The organism is Pantoea sp. SS70, assembly GCF_029866845.1.
Taxonomy (GTDB): Bacteria; Pseudomonadota; Gammaproteobacteria; order Enterobacterales; family Enterobacteriaceae; genus Pantoea; species Pantoea leporis.
In genome coordinates this window covers 2,861,739-2,876,153 of record NZ_CP117199.1, presented here as the reverse complement: position 1 = coordinate 2,876,153, position 14,415 = coordinate 2,861,739, and the positions used below count along the sequence as shown (strand labels likewise).

14 protein-coding genes are annotated in these 14,415 nt (G+C 56.4%); 13 read left to right on the top strand and 1 reads right to left on the bottom strand.

Translation table 11 applies throughout. The features are described from left to right. The first annotated feature begins 12 nt into the window (after positions 1–12). The 11 genes from PO881_RS13245 to hisP all read left to right on the top strand — a co-directional run bounded on the left by PO881_RS13245 (position 13) and on the right by hisP (position 10,251). Positions 13–666 (top strand): DedA family protein, encoded by a 654-nt coding sequence (locus tag PO881_RS13245; protein ID WP_061717855.1) that lies wholly within the window; start codon positions 13–15, stop codon positions 664–666. 132 nt (positions 667–798) lie between these two features. Next, on the top strand, positions 799–1,707 hold the full coding sequence (accD, locus tag PO881_RS13240; RefSeq protein ID WP_008105205.1) for an acetyl-CoA carboxylase, carboxyltransferase subunit beta: 909 nt from the start codon (positions 799–801) through the stop codon (positions 1,705–1,707). Positions 1,708–1,833: 126 nt separating this feature from the next. Continuing rightward, a complete protein-coding gene (gene folC, locus PO881_RS13235) occupies positions 1,834–3,099 on the top strand; it encodes a bifunctional tetrahydrofolate synthase/dihydrofolate synthase (RefSeq protein ID WP_192411464.1) in 1,266 nt (421 codons plus the stop codon). Then, the gene (dedD, locus tag PO881_RS13230; protein WP_192411465.1) at positions 3,089–3,838 is read left to right on the top strand and encodes a cell division protein DedD; all 750 of its coding nucleotides are present in this window, start codon (positions 3,089–3,091) and stop codon (positions 3,836–3,838) included. The genes folC and dedD overlap by 11 nt, the downstream gene beginning before the upstream one ends. Before the next feature lie 250 nt (positions 3,839–4,088). After that, positions 4,089–4,574 carry a colicin V production protein gene (gene cvpA, locus PO881_RS13225; RefSeq protein ID WP_064739347.1) on the top strand — a complete coding sequence of 162 codons (486 nt, stop codon included), beginning with the start codon at positions 4,089–4,091 and terminating at the stop codon, positions 4,572–4,574. 36 nt (positions 4,575–4,610) lie between these two features. After that, complete coding sequence (gene purF / locus PO881_RS13220) at positions 4,611–6,128, top strand: amidophosphoribosyltransferase (protein WP_101763639.1); 1,518 nt, start codon at positions 4,611–4,613, stop codon at positions 6,126–6,128. A gap of 116 nt (positions 6,129–6,244) precedes the next feature. Next, the gene (locus PO881_RS13215; protein ID WP_277973845.1) at positions 6,245–6,814 is read left to right on the top strand and encodes a UbiX family flavin prenyltransferase; all 570 of its coding nucleotides are present in this window, start codon (positions 6,245–6,247) and stop codon (positions 6,812–6,814) included. Positions 6,815–7,092: 278 nt separating this feature from the next. Next, positions 7,093–7,875 (top strand): lysine/arginine/ornithine ABC transporter substrate-binding protein ArgT, encoded by a 783-nt coding sequence (gene argT / locus PO881_RS13210; RefSeq protein ID WP_101763640.1) that lies wholly within the window; start codon positions 7,093–7,095, stop codon positions 7,873–7,875. 194 nt (positions 7,876–8,069) lie between these two features. After that, positions 8,070–8,756 (top strand): histidine ABC transporter permease HisQ, encoded by a 687-nt coding sequence (locus PO881_RS13205; RefSeq protein WP_008105192.1) that lies wholly within the window; start codon positions 8,070–8,072, stop codon positions 8,754–8,756. Continuing rightward, complete coding sequence (locus PO881_RS13200; RefSeq protein WP_008105190.1) at positions 8,753–9,469, top strand: ABC transporter permease; 717 nt, start codon at positions 8,753–8,755, stop codon at positions 9,467–9,469. Before PO881_RS13205 ends, PO881_RS13200 begins: the two co-directional genes overlap by 4 nt. 8 nt (positions 9,470–9,477) lie before the next feature. Further along, positions 9,478–10,251 (top strand): histidine ABC transporter ATP-binding protein HisP, encoded by a 774-nt coding sequence (gene hisP / locus PO881_RS13195; RefSeq protein WP_101763641.1) that lies wholly within the window; start codon positions 9,478–9,480, stop codon positions 10,249–10,251. A 146-nt stretch (positions 10,252–10,397) separates the two neighbouring features. Here the strand turns inward: hisP and PO881_RS13190 are convergent, their stop codons facing one another. Further along, complete coding sequence (locus tag PO881_RS13190) at positions 10,398–11,345, bottom strand: sugar-binding transcriptional regulator (protein ID WP_192233261.1); 948 nt, start codon at positions 11,343–11,345, stop codon at positions 10,398–10,400. A gap of 195 nt (positions 11,346–11,540) precedes the next feature. On the opposite strand from PO881_RS13190, the gene dalD reads away from it, so the two are divergent. Then, entirely contained in the window at positions 11,541–12,935 is a 1,395-nt protein-coding gene (dalD, locus tag PO881_RS13185; protein WP_217548736.1) for a D-arabinitol 4-dehydrogenase, read from the top strand. Positions 12,936–12,945: 10 nt separating this feature from the next. Then, complete coding sequence (xylB, locus tag PO881_RS13180; protein ID WP_280171905.1) at positions 12,946–14,415, top strand: xylulokinase; 1,470 nt, start codon at positions 12,946–12,948, stop codon at positions 14,413–14,415.

Genomic DNA, 14,415 nt, shown 5'->3' with positions numbered 1-14,415 from the left:
AGTTGTGGTTATATGGATTTCATCCACTTTTTAGTCGATTTTATTCTGCATATTGATGTGCATTTGGCCGAGCTGGTGGCGCAGTACGGCATCTGGATTTACGCCATTCTGTTCCTGATTCTGTTTTGTGAAACGGGTTTGGTGGTCACGCCGTTCCTGCCAGGCGATTCCCTGCTGTTTGTTGCCGGTGCGCTGGCGGCCTTGCCGGGTAACGATCTCAACGTGCACCTGATGGTAACGCTGTTGGTGATCGCTGCCATCCTGGGTGATGCGGTGAACTACACGATTGGGCGTCTGTTCGGCGAGAAGCTGTTCAGCAATCCGAACTCGAAAATTTTCCGTCGCAGTTATTTGGATAAAACCCACGCGTTCTACGATCGCCACGGCGGCAAAACCATTATACTTGCGCGCTTTGTACCAATCGTGCGAACCTTTGCCCCCTTTGTGGCGGGGATGGGACACATGTCTTATCGCCACTTCGCGCTCTACAATGTGACGGGCGCACTGCTGTGGGTGCTGCTGTTCTCTTACGCCGGTTATCTGTTTGGCGACCTGCCGATTGTGCAGGAGAACCTGAAGCTGCTGATTGTCGGCATCATCGTGGTTTCGATACTGCCAGGCGTAATTGAAGTGTGGCGTCATCGCCGCCAGCAGAAGTCGCAGTAAGCTCGTTACCAGATTTTTATCCACAGCGTGAACGGGTTGTGGTTTAATGAGCGACATTTACGGCCTGCTGAAGGTGATTTCAGCAGCAATGAGAAGACTGGACCAGGTCAGCATTAAATAGAAAGGTCATCAATGAGCTGGATTGAACGCATACTGAATAAAAGCACTGCCACGCCAACGCGCAAAGCCAGCATCCCGGAAGGGGTGTGGACCAAGTGCGATAGTTGTGGGCAGGTGCTGTACCGCGCCGAGCTGGAGCGTAACCTCGAGGTCTGCCCGAAGTGCGACCATCACATGCGCATGCACGCCCGTGAGCGTCTGCATAGCATGCTGGATGAAGGTTCGCTGGTTGAGCTGGGCAGCGAGCTGGAACCGAAAGATCTGCTGAAGTTCCGCGACTCGAAGAAGTATAAAGACCGTTTGGTCGCCGCACAGAAAGACACCGGTGAGAAAGATGCGCTGGTGGCGATGAAAGGCACGCTGCACGGCATGCCAATTGTCGCTGTGGCCTTTGAGTTCTCCTTTATGGGCGGCTCAATGGGTTCAGTGGTTGGCGCGCGCTTTGTGCGTGGCGTTGAGCAGGCGTTGGAAGACAACTGCCCACTGATCTGCTTCTCCGCGTCAGGCGGTGCACGTATGCAGGAAGCGCTGCAGTCGCTGATGCAGATGGCGAAAACCAGTGCGGCACTGGCGAAAATGCAGGAGCGCGGCTTGCCGTATATCTCCGTGCTGACTGACCCAACCATGGGCGGCGTTTCAGCCAGCTTCGCGATGCTGGGCGATCTCAACGTGGCGGAACCGAAAGCGCTGATTGGCTTTGCCGGTCCACGCGTTATCGAGCAGACCGTGCGTGAAAAACTGCCGCCGGGCTTTCAGCGCAGTGAGTTCCTGATCGAGAAAGGCGCGATCGACATGATCATCCGTCGTCCGGAAATGCGCTTTAAGCTGGCAAGCCTGCTGGCGAAAATGATGAACCTGCCAGCGCCGCAGCTGGATGGTGATCAGCCAAATGTGGCTGAGCCGGAGAGCAACGAAGCCTGACAGGCAACGGAATGAGGCAGTAATGTTTCCTTCCTCCAATGCACCGTCTACATAGAATACTTAAGGTTGCATCCAACGTGGTCCGCGACCTTAAGTTACTCGATGTATTGATTTTGAACGGGACACATGGACAAATCTCTTCCTCAAGCCACGTCGCCTTTGGCCACGTGGCTTCATTATCTTGAGCATCTGCATTCGCAGGCCATTGAACTGGGTCTGGATCGTATTCAACGCGTCGCCGCACGCCTCGACCTGCTCAAACCCGCTCCTTTTGTCTTCACCGTCGCCGGCACCAACGGCAAAGGCACCACCTGCCGCACGCTGGAAACGCTATTGATGGCCGCGGGCTATCGCGTGGGCGTTTACAGCTCGCCACATCTGGTGCGTTACACCGAACGTGTACGGGTGCAGGGCGCTGAACTGGATGAAGCGCAGCACAGCGCCAGTTTTGCCGCGATTGAAGCCGGGCGCGGTGATATTTCGCTCACCTATTTTGAGTTCGGCACCTTGTCGGCCTTCAATCTGTTCCGCGCGGCGAATCTCGACGTGGTGATCCTTGAAGTCGGCCTGGGCGGACGTCTTGATGCCACCAATATTGTCGATGCCGACGTGGCAGTGATCACCAGCATCGCGCTCGACCACACCGATTGGCTGGGTCCGGATCGTGAAAGTATCGGCCGGGAAAAAGCCGGCGTGTTCCGCGCAGGTAAACCAGCAATTGTCGGTGAAGCCGATATGCCGGGCACCATCGCCGACGTTGCAGCGGAGAAGGGCGCGGTGTTGCTGCAGCGCAATCGCGACTGGCAGTGGCAGCAAACGGGTACCAGCTGGACGTTGCAGGATGCGCACGGCGAGCTGCGCGATTTACCGCTGCCGCAGGTGCCGTTACCCAATGCCGCCACCGCGCTGACCGCGCTGCGTGCGTCGGGTTTAACGGTAAGCGAAGCGATTATTCGTCAGCATCTGCCGCTGGCGATTTTGCCGGGGCGCTTCCAGACCGTCAGCGAAGCGCCGCGCGTCATTCTCGATGTGGCGCACAATCCGCATGCCGCTTATTATCTGGCTTCGCGTCTGGCTGAAGAGCCGCACAGCGGTGAAGTGCATGCGGTGGTCGGCATGCTGCACGACAAAGATATCGCGGGCACGCTGGCGGCGCTGGCACCACAGGTTGATCGCTGGTACTGCGCGCCGCTCGACGGTCCGCGCGGTGCCTCCGCCGATGAGCTGCTGGCTCATCTGGACGGCGGTGTGGCTTACAGCAACGTTGATGCAGCCTGGCAAGCGGCGCGTCAGCAGGCGCGTCCCGAAGATGTGATTCTGGTGTGTGGCTCTTTCCACACCGTAGCGCAGGTTATGGAATCGATGGCAGCGGAGAACGGCAGTGGCAAGTAAGTTCCAAAATCGCTTAGTCGGTACGGTCATTCTGGTGGCGATTGGTGTCATCGTCTTGCCCGGCCTACTGGACGGTAAGAAGAAACATTATAAAGAAGAGTTCGCCGCCATTCCGCTGGTGCCAAAACCGGACGATCAGCAGGATAGCGAAATGGTGCCGCCGGTGACGCAACCCTTGCCGGCGCAGCCGCCGGAAGGGGCGGGCGCGGCCCAGAATCAGAACGGTGGTAAAACCGCCACTAACGGCAGCGCGCAGCCCACGCAGAATAGCGAGCCCAGCGTGGTTACGCCGCCGCCGGTGCATCAGCAAGTGCAACCGAAACCGGTGGAACAGCCGAAGCCAAAAGCGGTCGAGCAGCCGAAACCGAAGCCGGTTGAACAGCCAAAGCCAAAACCGGTGGAGCAACCGAAGCCGAAGCCCGTCGAGCAGCCGAAACCGGTAGAGCAGGCGAAACCGGTGGAAACGCCGAAGCAGAGCGAACCCGCAGCGCCAGCTGGTCAGGCATTTGTGGTGCAGCTCGGAGCGCTGAAGAATGCGGCGAAAGTGAGCGAGATTGTGGCGCAACTGCGTCTTTCCGGTTATCGCGCCTTTACCGTGCCGTCTACGCCGGTGCAGGGACAAATCACCCGCATTTACGTCGGTCCGGATGCCAATAAAGCGAAGCTGCAAGGCTCGCTGAGTGAGTTGCAAAGCATCTCCGGCCTCGGTGGCGTGGTGAAACCGTATAGCGCGCGATAACGCGCTGATAAGCCGCGCCAATAGCAGAAAAAGGCGCGGCTTTACAAAGTTTTTGTAGCGAAGCGCGACAGGAAAATCATTGAATATCAGTGGATTAAATCACTGATAATACACAGGGCGAGGAAAGTTTTTTTCATCGCCCTTTTTGCGGAAACAGAACCGGAAAACCCTACGCAAACGTTTTCTTTTTCTGTTAGAATGCGCCCCGAACTGGATGCAGGGGTGCGATAGCACTGGGCTGGAAGAGTTCATGATCTGGATTGATTACGTCATTATTGCGGTAGTTGGTTTTTCGGCTCTGGTCAGCCTGATTCGCGGGTTTGTCCGGGAAGCCTTATCTCTCGTTACCTGGGGATGCGCGTTTTTTGTCGCCAGTCATTATTACGCCTACCTTGCAGTCTGGTTTACAGGTTTTGACGACGAACTGGTTCGCAACGGCATCGCTATCGCGGTGTTGTTTGTTGCCACCCTGATTGTGGGTGCCATCGTGAACTATGTGATCGGCTCGCTGGTTGAAAAAACCGGCTTGTCGGGAACCGACAGGGTGTTGGGTGTCTGTTTCGGGGCGTTGCGCGGTGTGCTGATCGTGTCTGCTATGCTGTTCTTTCTCGATACATTCACCGGCTTTTCTAAAAGCCCGGACTGGCAACAGTCGCAACTCATTCCCCAGTTCAGTTACATCATCAGGTGGTTTTTCGATTACCTGAAAAGCACGTCGAGTTTTTTACCCCGGTGACACCATCGGGAGTGCGGCTAATGAGGAAATGACAATATGTGCGGTATTGTTGGTATCACCGGTTTCATGCCAGTAAACCAGTCAATCTATGACGCGTTAACGGTGCTTCAGCACCGCGGGCAGGATGCCGCCGGCATTTGTACCATCGATGCTATTAACTGCTTCCGTTTGCGTAAAGCCAACGGCCTGGTCAGCGATGTGTTCGAAGCGCGCCATATGCAGCGTCTGCAGGGCAACATCGGGATTGGTCATGTGCGCTACCCAACGGCAGGCAGCTCCAGCGCCTCTGAAGCGCAACCTTTCTACGTGAACTCTCCTTACGGCATCACGTTGGCGCATAACGGCAACCTGACCAACGCCCACGAACTGCGTAAACAGCTGTTCGAAACGGGTCGCCGTCACGTTAATACCACCTCAGATTCCGAAATCCTGCTGAATATCTTCGCGCAGGAGCTGGACCGTTTTCAGCACTATCCGCTGGAAGCTGACAACATTTTTGCTGCGGTGGCGGCTGTGCATCAGCAGGTGCGCGGCGCTTACGCAGTGGTTTCAATGATTATCGGACACGGAATGGTCGCCTTCCGCGATCCCAACGGTATTCGTCCGCTGGTGCTGGGCAAGCGCGTTATCGCCGATGGCCGCACCGAATACATGGTGGCGTCAGAGAGCGTCGCGCTGGATACGCTGGGCTTCGAGTTCATTCGTGACGTAGCGCCTGGCGAAGCCGTGTACATCACCGAGCAGGGCCAGCTCTCTACGCGTCAATGCGCTGAGAACCCGAAAACCAATCCGTGCCTGTTTGAATACGTCTACTTTGCGCGCCCGGACTCGTTCCTCGACAAAATCTCGGTGTACAGCGCACGCGTGCGTATGGGCACCAAGTTGGGTAACAAAATTGCCCGCGAGTGGGAAGATCTGGATATCGATGTGGTGATTCCGATTCCGGAAACCTCAACCGATATCGCGCTGGAAATCGCACGTATCCTCGACAAGCCATATCGTCAGGGCTTCGTGAAGAACCGCTACGTTGGCCGTACCTTTATCATGCCCGGCCAGCAGCAGCGCCGCAGCGCCGTTCGCCGCAAGCTGAACGCCAACCGTGCTGAGTTCCGTGATAAGAATGTGTTGCTGGTGGATGACTCCATCGTACGCGGCACCACATCCGAGCAGATCATTGAGATGGCACGTGAAGCGGGCGCGAAAAAAGTCTATCTCGCCTCGGCGGCACCGGAAATCCGTTTCCCGAACGTCTATGGCATTGATATGCCGAGCGCTACCGAACTGATTGCGCATGGCCGTGAAGTGAATGAGATCTGCCAGCTGATTAAAGCGGATGCGCTGATTTTCCAGGACCTGAACGACCTGATTGAAGCGGTGCGTGAAGAGAACCCGGATATCGCCAACTTTGAGTGCTCGGTATTCAACGGCATCTACGTCACCAAAGATGTCGATCAACAGTACCTTGAGTATCTGCAGTCGCTGCGTAATGACGATTCCAAAGCCATCGCGCGTCAGACAGAAGTGGAAGGCCTGGAGCTGCACAACGAAGGCTAAGCCAGAGGTTATGGCAGAGTAAAAGCAGGGCGGGCGCAATCCCGCCCTGTTTGTTTTTGTATTTTTGTTCAGTGAGCCGCTATCATTGCCGCAATCTGAACCTGCAAGGCTGAATTATGAAACGACTGATCATTGGTATTTCCGGCGCCAGCGGCGCGATCTACGGCGTACGCATGTTGCAAGTGCTGCAACCGCTGGCGGAGGTGGAAACCCATTTGGTGATCAGCCCCGCCGCGCGGCAAACGCTGGCGCTGGAGACCGATTTCAGCCTGCGCCAGGTGCAAGCGATGGCCGATGTGGTGCATGACGTGCGCGACATCGCCGCCAGCATCTCATCCGGATCTTACAAAACTCTCGGCATGGCGATCGCGCCGTGCTCGATGAAAACGCTGTCAGGGATCGTGCACAGCTACAGCGATAGCCTGCTGACCCGCGCCGCCGATGTGGTGCTAAAAGAGCAGCGTAAGCTGGTGCTGTGCGTACGTGAAACGCCGCTGCATTTGGGACATCTGCGCATGATGACCACCGCCGCAGAGCTGGGCGCGCTGATCATGCCGCCGGTGCCAGCGTTCTATCATCGTCCGCAATCGATCGGCGATTTAGTCGATCAAACGGTGAATCGTGTGCTCGATCAGTTCGATATTGAGCTGCCAGAAGATCTTTTCACTCGCTGGAGTGGCGCATAATGGTGCATTAATGCACTGCTCGTGTGCAAATTCGCGTGTGCGATCACTCTTCGTGCATCTTGTGCACCAAAAGTTAACAATGTCGCTTTTTCTTCCTCACACCACTGTTATATTTCCCTCACAAACTAAGTGCTTGCGCCGCTAACCGGCGCAGTATTTAGCGCGCTTGCGCAGCGTTTAGCCAATTCGCACAACTGGCATGAAACGTGCACAGCTTACAGCGCAAACCAACACATCACGCACCACATAACAATAAGCACTTCACTTGAGGGTTAACTATGAAAAAGCGAGTTCTGGCTCTTTCTCTGATGCTGACAATGGTAAGTAGCGCGAGCGTCTTCGCCGCTGTGCCGCAGTCGCTGCGCATTGGAACTGACCCGACTTATCCGCCATTCGAATCCAAGAACGCGCAAGGTCAGCTGGTGGGCTTTGATATCGATCTGGCGAACGAAATTTGTAAACGTATCAAGACTAAATGTACTTATGTGGAAAGTGATTTCGATGCGCTGATCCCGTCGCTGAAAGCGAAGAAGATCGACGCCATCATCTCTTCTCTGTCAATTACCGAAAAGCGTCAGGAAGAGATCAACTTCTCTGAAAAACTGTATGCGGCAAACGCGCGTTTAGTGGCACCGAAAGGTTCTACGCTGCAACCGACCATTGAATCCCTGAAAGGGAAAAACATCGGTCTGCTGCAGGGCACCACCCAGGAAACCTATGCAAAAGAGTACTGGCAGCCAAAAGGTGTCACCGTTACGCCTTACGCTAACCAGGATCTGGTGTATCAGGATCTGAATGCCGGTCGTATTGATGCCGCGTTCCAGGACGAAGTGCAGGCGAGCGAAGGTTTCCTGAAGCAGCCTGTTGGCGCTAAATATGCGTTTGCCGGCCCGGCAGTGAAAGACGACAAGATCTTTGGCGTCGGTACCGGTATGGGCTTGCGTAAAGATGATGCCGATCTGAAGGCCGCGATCGATAAAGCTTTTGTTGAGATGCGTAAAGACGGCACTTACGACAAGATTGCTAAGAAGTACTTTGATTTCAACGTGTACGGCGATTAATTATCCTGTTTCCTAATCCTGGTCTGTGAAAGGCAGGAAGGTTGCACATAAGTATTCACTCCGGGCGCTTACCTATGTAAACTGCCCGGCTTCATACGCTTGCCGCCATCCATCCTGCGATTCAAATTTCCTGGTTAGGACTGTCCGTCAGTTGGGCAGCGTTTGTAACTTACCCTCACGACAGGATTGAACCCATGTTGTATGGCTATTCCGAAGTAATCCTCAAGGGCACCCTTGTAACGCTGGAGCTGGCGCTCAGTTCCGTGTTGCTGGCGGTGGTGCTCGGCTTGATTGGCGCTGGCGCCAAACTTTCCCGCAGTCGCCCGCTGGCGATGCTGTTTGAAGGCTACACCACCTTAATCCGCGGTGTGCCCGATTTGGTGTTGATGCTGCTGATCTTCTACGGTCTGCAGATCGCCTTGAATACCCTCACTGATGCGCTGGGACTGGCGCAATTTGATATCGACCCGATGGTCGCCGGTATCATCACGCTCGGCTTTATCTACGGTGCTTACTTCACTGAAACCTTCCGTGGTGCGTTCCTCGCGGTGCCAAAAGGGCAGATCGAAGCGGCAACCGCCTTCGGTTTCACCGGCTCGCAAACCTTCCGTCGCATTCTGTTCCCGGCCATGATGCGCTTCGCGCTGCCGGGCATCGGCAACAACTGGCAGGTTATTCTCAAAGCCACGGCGCTGGTTTCGCTGCTGGGGCTGGAAGATGTGGTGAAAGCCACGCAGCTGGCAGGTAAAAGTACCTGGCAGCCGTTCTACTTCGCCATTGTGGCAGGTGTGATTTATCTGGTGTTTACCACGCTGTCGAATGGCGTGCTGTGGTGGCTTGAACGTCGCTACACGGTGGGTGTGAAAAGGGCAGAGCTATGATTGAGATTATTCAGGAGTATTGGAAACAGCTGCTCTGGACCGATGGTTACCGTTTTACCGGCATCGCGATTACGCTGTGGTTATTGATCATCTCGGTGGTGATTGGCGGTTCGCTCGCGGTGCTGCTGGCGATTGCGCGCGTCTCCTCTAACCGCTTTATCTCCACGCCGGTTTGGCTGTTCACCTATGTGTTTCGCGGTACGCCGCTGTATGTGCAGCTGCTGGTGTTCTACTCCGGCATGTACACGCTGGAAGTTGTGAAGGGCACCGAGCTGCTGAACGCCTTCTTCCGCAGTGGATTGAACTGTACGCTGCTGGCGTTCACGCTGAACACCTGCGCCTATACCACCGAAATCTTTGCCGGTGCGATTCGTTCGGTGCCGCACGGTGAAATCGAAGCGGCGCGCGCCTATGGCTTCTCACCGTTTAAATTGTATCGCTGCATCATTCTGCCGTCGGCACTGCGCACCGCGCTGCCGGCGTACAGCAATGAAGTGATCCTGATGCTGCACTCCACCGCGCTGGCGTTTACCGCGACGGTGCCGGATCTGTTAAAAATCGCGCGCGATATCAACTCGGCCACCTATCAGCCGTTTACCGCGTTTGGCATCGCTGCGGTGCTGTATCTGATTATCTCTTACGGGCTGATTAGCTTGTTCCGCAAAGCTGAACAACGCTTCCTGGCGCACGTAAAACCTTCTTCATCGCATTGAGTATCACTATGGCTGACAATAAATTAAGCGTTACCGAACTGCACAAACGTTACGGTGAACATGAAGTTCTGAAAGGCGTATCGCTGCAGGCAAATGCCGGCGATGTGATCAGCATTATTGGCTCGTCCGGTTCCGGGAAAAGTACCTTTTTACGCTGCATTAACTTCCTCGAGAAACCGAGCGAAGGCACCATTGCGGTCAACAACCAGCAGATCAATCTGGTGCGCGACACCGATGGTCAACTGAAAGTCGCGAACAAAGAGCAGCTGCGTATGCTGCGCACGCGCCTGACCATGGTGTTTCAGCACTTCAACCTGTGGAGCCACATGACGGTGCTGGACAACGTTACCGAAGCGCCGATTCAGGTGCTGGGGCTGAGCAAGGCGGAAGCGCGTGAGCGTGCGATCAAGTATCTGGATAAAGTCGGCATTGATGCGCGTGCGCGTGCCAAATATCCGGTGCACCTTTCCGGTGGTCAGCAGCAGCGCGTGTCGATTGCGCGGGCGTTGGCGATGGAGCCCGAAGTCTTGCTGTTTGACGAACCCACTTCTGCGCTCGATCCGGAACTGGTCGGCGAAGTGCTGCGCATTATGCAGAAACTGGCGGAAGAGGGCAAAACCATGGTGGTGGTAACGCACGAGATGGAGTTTGCTCGTCACGTCTCTAATCATGTGATCTTCCTGCATCAGGGCAAAATTGAAGAGCAGGGCACGCCGGATGAGCTGTTCGGCAATCCAAAAAGCCCACGTTTGCAGCAGTTTTTGAAGGGATCGTTGAAGTAGTTTTGTGCCCGCTGTCCCCCATCCCGGCCTTCCCCCGCCTGCGGGGGAAGGAGACGCTGCCATATGCAGCACCAGAACGAACATATGGCAGCATCTTCCTCCCCCATTTATGGGGGAGGACCGAGGTGGGGGACAGCGAGCACCCTCTACCCCCGCAACAACTTCAGCGCCGTATCCTCATCGGTCACCAGACCTGACACCCAGCCGCCCTGCAACGCCGCGCGAATCGCCGGATATTTACGCTCGCTGCCGGCAAAGCCAATGATCTGGCGTTGCGTCTGGCTCTCCAGCAACACGCTGGTGAGCAGTTCATCGGTTTCACCCCACACGCGTTCACCTTGCTGATTGAAAAAGTGCCCGAGCATTTCGCCCACCACGCCGCGCGCGTTGAGCGCAGCAACTTGCGCATCGGTGATAAAGCCTTCGGCATGCAGCGGGCAGCCGGGCTGCACTTCGCCGATGCCAACGAAGGCCACATTCGCCTGCAAGGCGCGTAACGTCACGCGCTGATAAACCTGATGCTGAATCCACATCTCTTTATCTTCGGGCGTATCCGCATACAGCGGCGCAGGAATGAAGAAATACTTGCCCTGCATCTTCTCCGCCATCTTCAGCGGCACGTCATAGCGCGTACCCGAGTCGTCCCGTGCAATCGCGCCAATCATCGAAACGCACTGATGCTGCGGTCGCTCAACCCAGGGAAGTGCATCAATCATCGAGCGCAGCGTCTTACCGGAACCAATGCCAAACACCTGCGGCTGCTCCTCGCTGATGTATTGCGCCATCACCGCCGCGCCTTCCACTGCCAGCATCTGCTGAATAGCGTCATCATCCAGATTGGCGGATGGCACCACACGGCACAGTTGCAGGCCAAATTTCTCCTGAACGTCGCGCGCCAGATGCAAGCAATGGGTAACCGGATGATCAATCTTTACGCTCACCATGCCCATTTCACGCGCGCTGGAGACCAATCGCTGCGCCACCTGACGTGACAATCCTAACGCGCGTGCAATCTCTTGCTGCGTCACGCCCGCCACGTAATACATCCAGGCCGCACGTGCTGCCAGTTCTTGTTTTTTCTCTTCTCTGCTCATCGCGCTGTTCCGTCAAAACCGGTGCGCCATGTTAACGCGAGATGCCGATGAAGTGTTAATTGAGCAAAAGCCCGAAAAATGAGCAAAAGTATTAATTGTGACTAAGCTCGCAGAACAAGGCTGCTCGCTCGCACTATGCTACGCCTTATCGGGCAAATGCCCTTAATCGTGGCAAATGTTTATTTTGAGGCGACTATGACCAATCAATCAGTGTGGATGCATATCGGCGCAGGCTCTTTTCACCGCGCGCATCAGGCGTGGTATCTGCATAAACTACGCGAGCAGGGCGATGACAGCTGGAGCATTGCCCTCGGCAATATCCGCAATGATGCCGCGCCGTTGCTAAAGCAACTCGCTGCGCAAGAGGGTGAATATGTGCTGGAAACCGTTACACCCGATGGCGAACGCGCCTATGAAACCATCACGTCATTGCGCAAAATCCTGCCGTGGGATAGCGACATCAGCGCGCTGGTGGAGCAGGGAGCGAAAAGTGAAACCCGCGTGATAGGTTTTACCGTCACCGAAGCCGGTTACTATTTGACACCGGAATTCGAACTGGACCTGACGCAGCCGGATGTGCAGGCCGATGTGAAAGGCGACATCCGCACGATTTATGGCGCGCTGGCACGCATCCTCACGCAGCGCGTGGCCAACGGTGGCGCGCCCGTTACGCTGCTCAACTGCGATAACCTGCGCCACAACGGCGAACGTTTCCGTCACGGCTTCCTCGCGTTTCTTACCGCCAAAGGTGACAACGCCTTAGCGAATTGGGTGCGCGAAAATACCACCTCGCCCAACACCATGGTGGATCGCATTACGCCGCGTCCAACGCCGGATGTGGCTGAGCGCGTTAAAGCCGCTACGGGTAAAGAGGATGGTGCATCGGTGATGGCCGAATCCTTTATTCAATGGGTGATTGAAGATGACTTCATTGCCGGTCGGCCGGCGCTGGAGAAGGTTGGCGTTGAGCTGGTGGAATCGGTATTGCCGTGGGAAGAGGCGAAAATCCGCATCCTTAACGCCACGCATGCGGCGATTGCCTGGGCAGGCACGTTGATTGGCCTCAATTACATTGATGACAGCACGCGTCAGCCGGCGATTTACCAACTGGCCTATGACTACGTGACCCAGGATGTGATGCCATCGCTGTCGCCGAGCCCGCTGGATTTAGCCGATTATCGCGATGTGGTTCTGGCGCGTTTTAGCAATCCCTACATTAAAGACACCAATCAACGTGTTGGCGCGGACGGTTTGTCGAAAATCCCCGGCATGGTGACGCCAACACTGCGCGAATGCTACCAGCGTGGCGCAGAACCGGCGGCCACTGCCGTGCTGCCTGCACTGTTCTTCCTGTTCCTGCAGCGCTGGGCCAGTGATGATTTGCCTTACACCTATCAGGATGGCGTGCTGCAAGCCGATGCACTGCGCCAGCAGTTTAGCCGCTCCGATGCACTGAACGCTTTCCTCAGCGATAGCGCGCTATTTGGCGAACTGGCACAGGACAAGGCGTTTCATGCGCTGGTGACGCGCAGCGTGGCGGATCTGCAACTGTGGCTGAAACAGCCAGAACGCATGCTGGCTGCGGTGTAAGGAGCGCGTTATGTATCTTGGGATTGATATTGGCACCTCCGAGCTCAAAGCGCTGATCATCAATGCGCAGGGTGAGATCATTGCCTCGAATCACGCCACGCTCAACGTGCAGCGCCCCCATGCGCACTGGGCAGAACAGGATCCCGAGCGCTGGTGGCAAGCGTGCGGTGATGTCCTTGCTGGATTGCGCCAGCAGGATGCGCTGGCCTGGAGCGAGATTCGCGCGATGGGTTTGTCCGGGCAGATGCACGGCGCGGTGCTGCTGGATGCGCAGGGTAAGGTGCTGCGCCCGTGCATTCTATGGAATGACACACGCAGTGCGCCGCAATGTGCCGCGCTCAGTGCCCAACATCCGGAAATGATGCAGCTCAGCGGCAATATGATTATGCCGGGCTTCACCGCACCTAAACTGCGTTGGGTGGCGGAACATGAGCCTGAGATTTTCCGTCGCATCGATAAAGTGCTGCTGCCGAAAGATTACCTACGCTGGCGTTTAACCGGACAATTTATCAGTGAACCTTCAGACGCGGCAGGCACGTTGTGGCTCGATGTGGCTCAGCGCGACTGGTCCGACGAACTGTTAGCCATCACCGGCCTCACGCGCGCCAATATGCCGGCGCTGGTGGAAGGCAGCGCGGTGAGCGCCCCATTGAAAGCCGATCTGGCAAGTGAATGGGGCTTGTCGGCCGCGGTCTGCGTGGCGGGCGGCGGTGGCGACAATGCCGCATCGGCGGTTGGTGTCGGCGCGGTTAATCCGGGTGATGCTTTTATCTCGCTGGGTACCTCCGGCGTGATTTTTGTCGTCAACGATCGTTTGCTGGCCGATCCGCAATCGGGCGTGCACGCCTTCTGTCACGCCTTGCCCGGACGCTGGCACCAGATGAGTGTGATGCTCAGCGCCGCCAGCTGCCTGCGCTGGCTGTGTAATCTGCTTTCCGTTACCGAAAGCCAACTGATGGAAGAGATGGCACAGCTCAGTGAAGAGCAGCGGCGTCATGCCCCGGTTTTCCTGCCCTATCTTTCCGGTGAACGCACGCCACACAACGATCCTGACGCCTCCGGCTCTTTCTTCAATCTGCGCCACGAAACGCCGCGTGCGCTGCTCGGCTATGCGGTGATTGAAGGCGTAGCGTTTGGTCTGGCCGACGGGTTCGCGGTGCTTGGTGATGCGCAGCGCCAGATTCAGCAGTGCAGCCTGACCGGCGGTGGGGCGCGCAGCACGTTGTGGGCGCAGTTGATCGCCGATGTGCTGCAACTGCCGATCGTCACGCATCCCGCCAGCGCGTCCGGCGCTTTGGGGGCAGCGCGTCTGGCGTGGCTGGCTGCGGGTGGTGTGGAGAGCGAAGTTTGCCTAAAACCGCCGGTGCAGGCGCGATATCAACCAGATGCTGCGCGCGGCAAGGTGCTGCAGCAGCGATTGCAGCTGTTCCGCACGCTCTATGCACAACAGCAGCAGGCGCGAGTGTTGTTGCCTGAATAA

What these genes read in the sequence shown, in the direction of transcription:
- PO881_RS13245 (WP_061717855.1), top strand. Translation starts at nt 13, where the DNA reads ATGGATTTCATCCACTTTTTAGTCGATTTTATTCTGCATATTGATGTG.
- accD (WP_008105205.1), top strand. Translation starts at nt 799, where the DNA reads ATGAGCTGGATTGAACGCATACTGAATAAAAGCACTGCCACGCCAACG.
- folC (WP_192411464.1), top strand. Translation starts at nt 1,834, where the DNA reads ATGGACAAATCTCTTCCTCAAGCCACGTCGCCTTTGGCCACGTGGCTT.
- cvpA (WP_064739347.1), top strand. Translation starts at nt 4,089, where the DNA reads ATGATCTGGATTGATTACGTCATTATTGCGGTAGTTGGTTTTTCGGCT.
- purF (WP_101763639.1), top strand. Translation starts at nt 4,611, where the DNA reads ATGTGCGGTATTGTTGGTATCACCGGTTTCATGCCAGTAAACCAGTCA.
- PO881_RS13215 (WP_277973845.1), top strand. Translation starts at nt 6,245, where the DNA reads ATGAAACGACTGATCATTGGTATTTCCGGCGCCAGCGGCGCGATCTAC.
- argT (WP_101763640.1), top strand. Translation starts at nt 7,093, where the DNA reads ATGAAAAAGCGAGTTCTGGCTCTTTCTCTGATGCTGACAATGGTAAGT.
- PO881_RS13205 (WP_008105192.1), top strand. Translation starts at nt 8,070, where the DNA reads ATGTTGTATGGCTATTCCGAAGTAATCCTCAAGGGCACCCTTGTAACG.
- PO881_RS13200 (WP_008105190.1), top strand. Translation starts at nt 8,753, where the DNA reads ATGATTGAGATTATTCAGGAGTATTGGAAACAGCTGCTCTGGACCGAT.
- hisP (WP_101763641.1), top strand. Translation starts at nt 9,478, where the DNA reads ATGGCTGACAATAAATTAAGCGTTACCGAACTGCACAAACGTTACGGT.
- PO881_RS13190 (WP_192233261.1), bottom strand. Translation starts at nt 11,345, where the DNA reads ATGAGCAGAGAAGAGAAAAAACAAGAACTGGCAGCACGTGCGGCCTGG.
- dalD (WP_217548736.1), top strand. Translation starts at nt 11,541, where the DNA reads ATGACCAATCAATCAGTGTGGATGCATATCGGCGCAGGCTCTTTTCAC.
- xylB (WP_280171905.1), top strand. Translation starts at nt 12,946, where the DNA reads ATGTATCTTGGGATTGATATTGGCACCTCCGAGCTCAAAGCGCTGATC.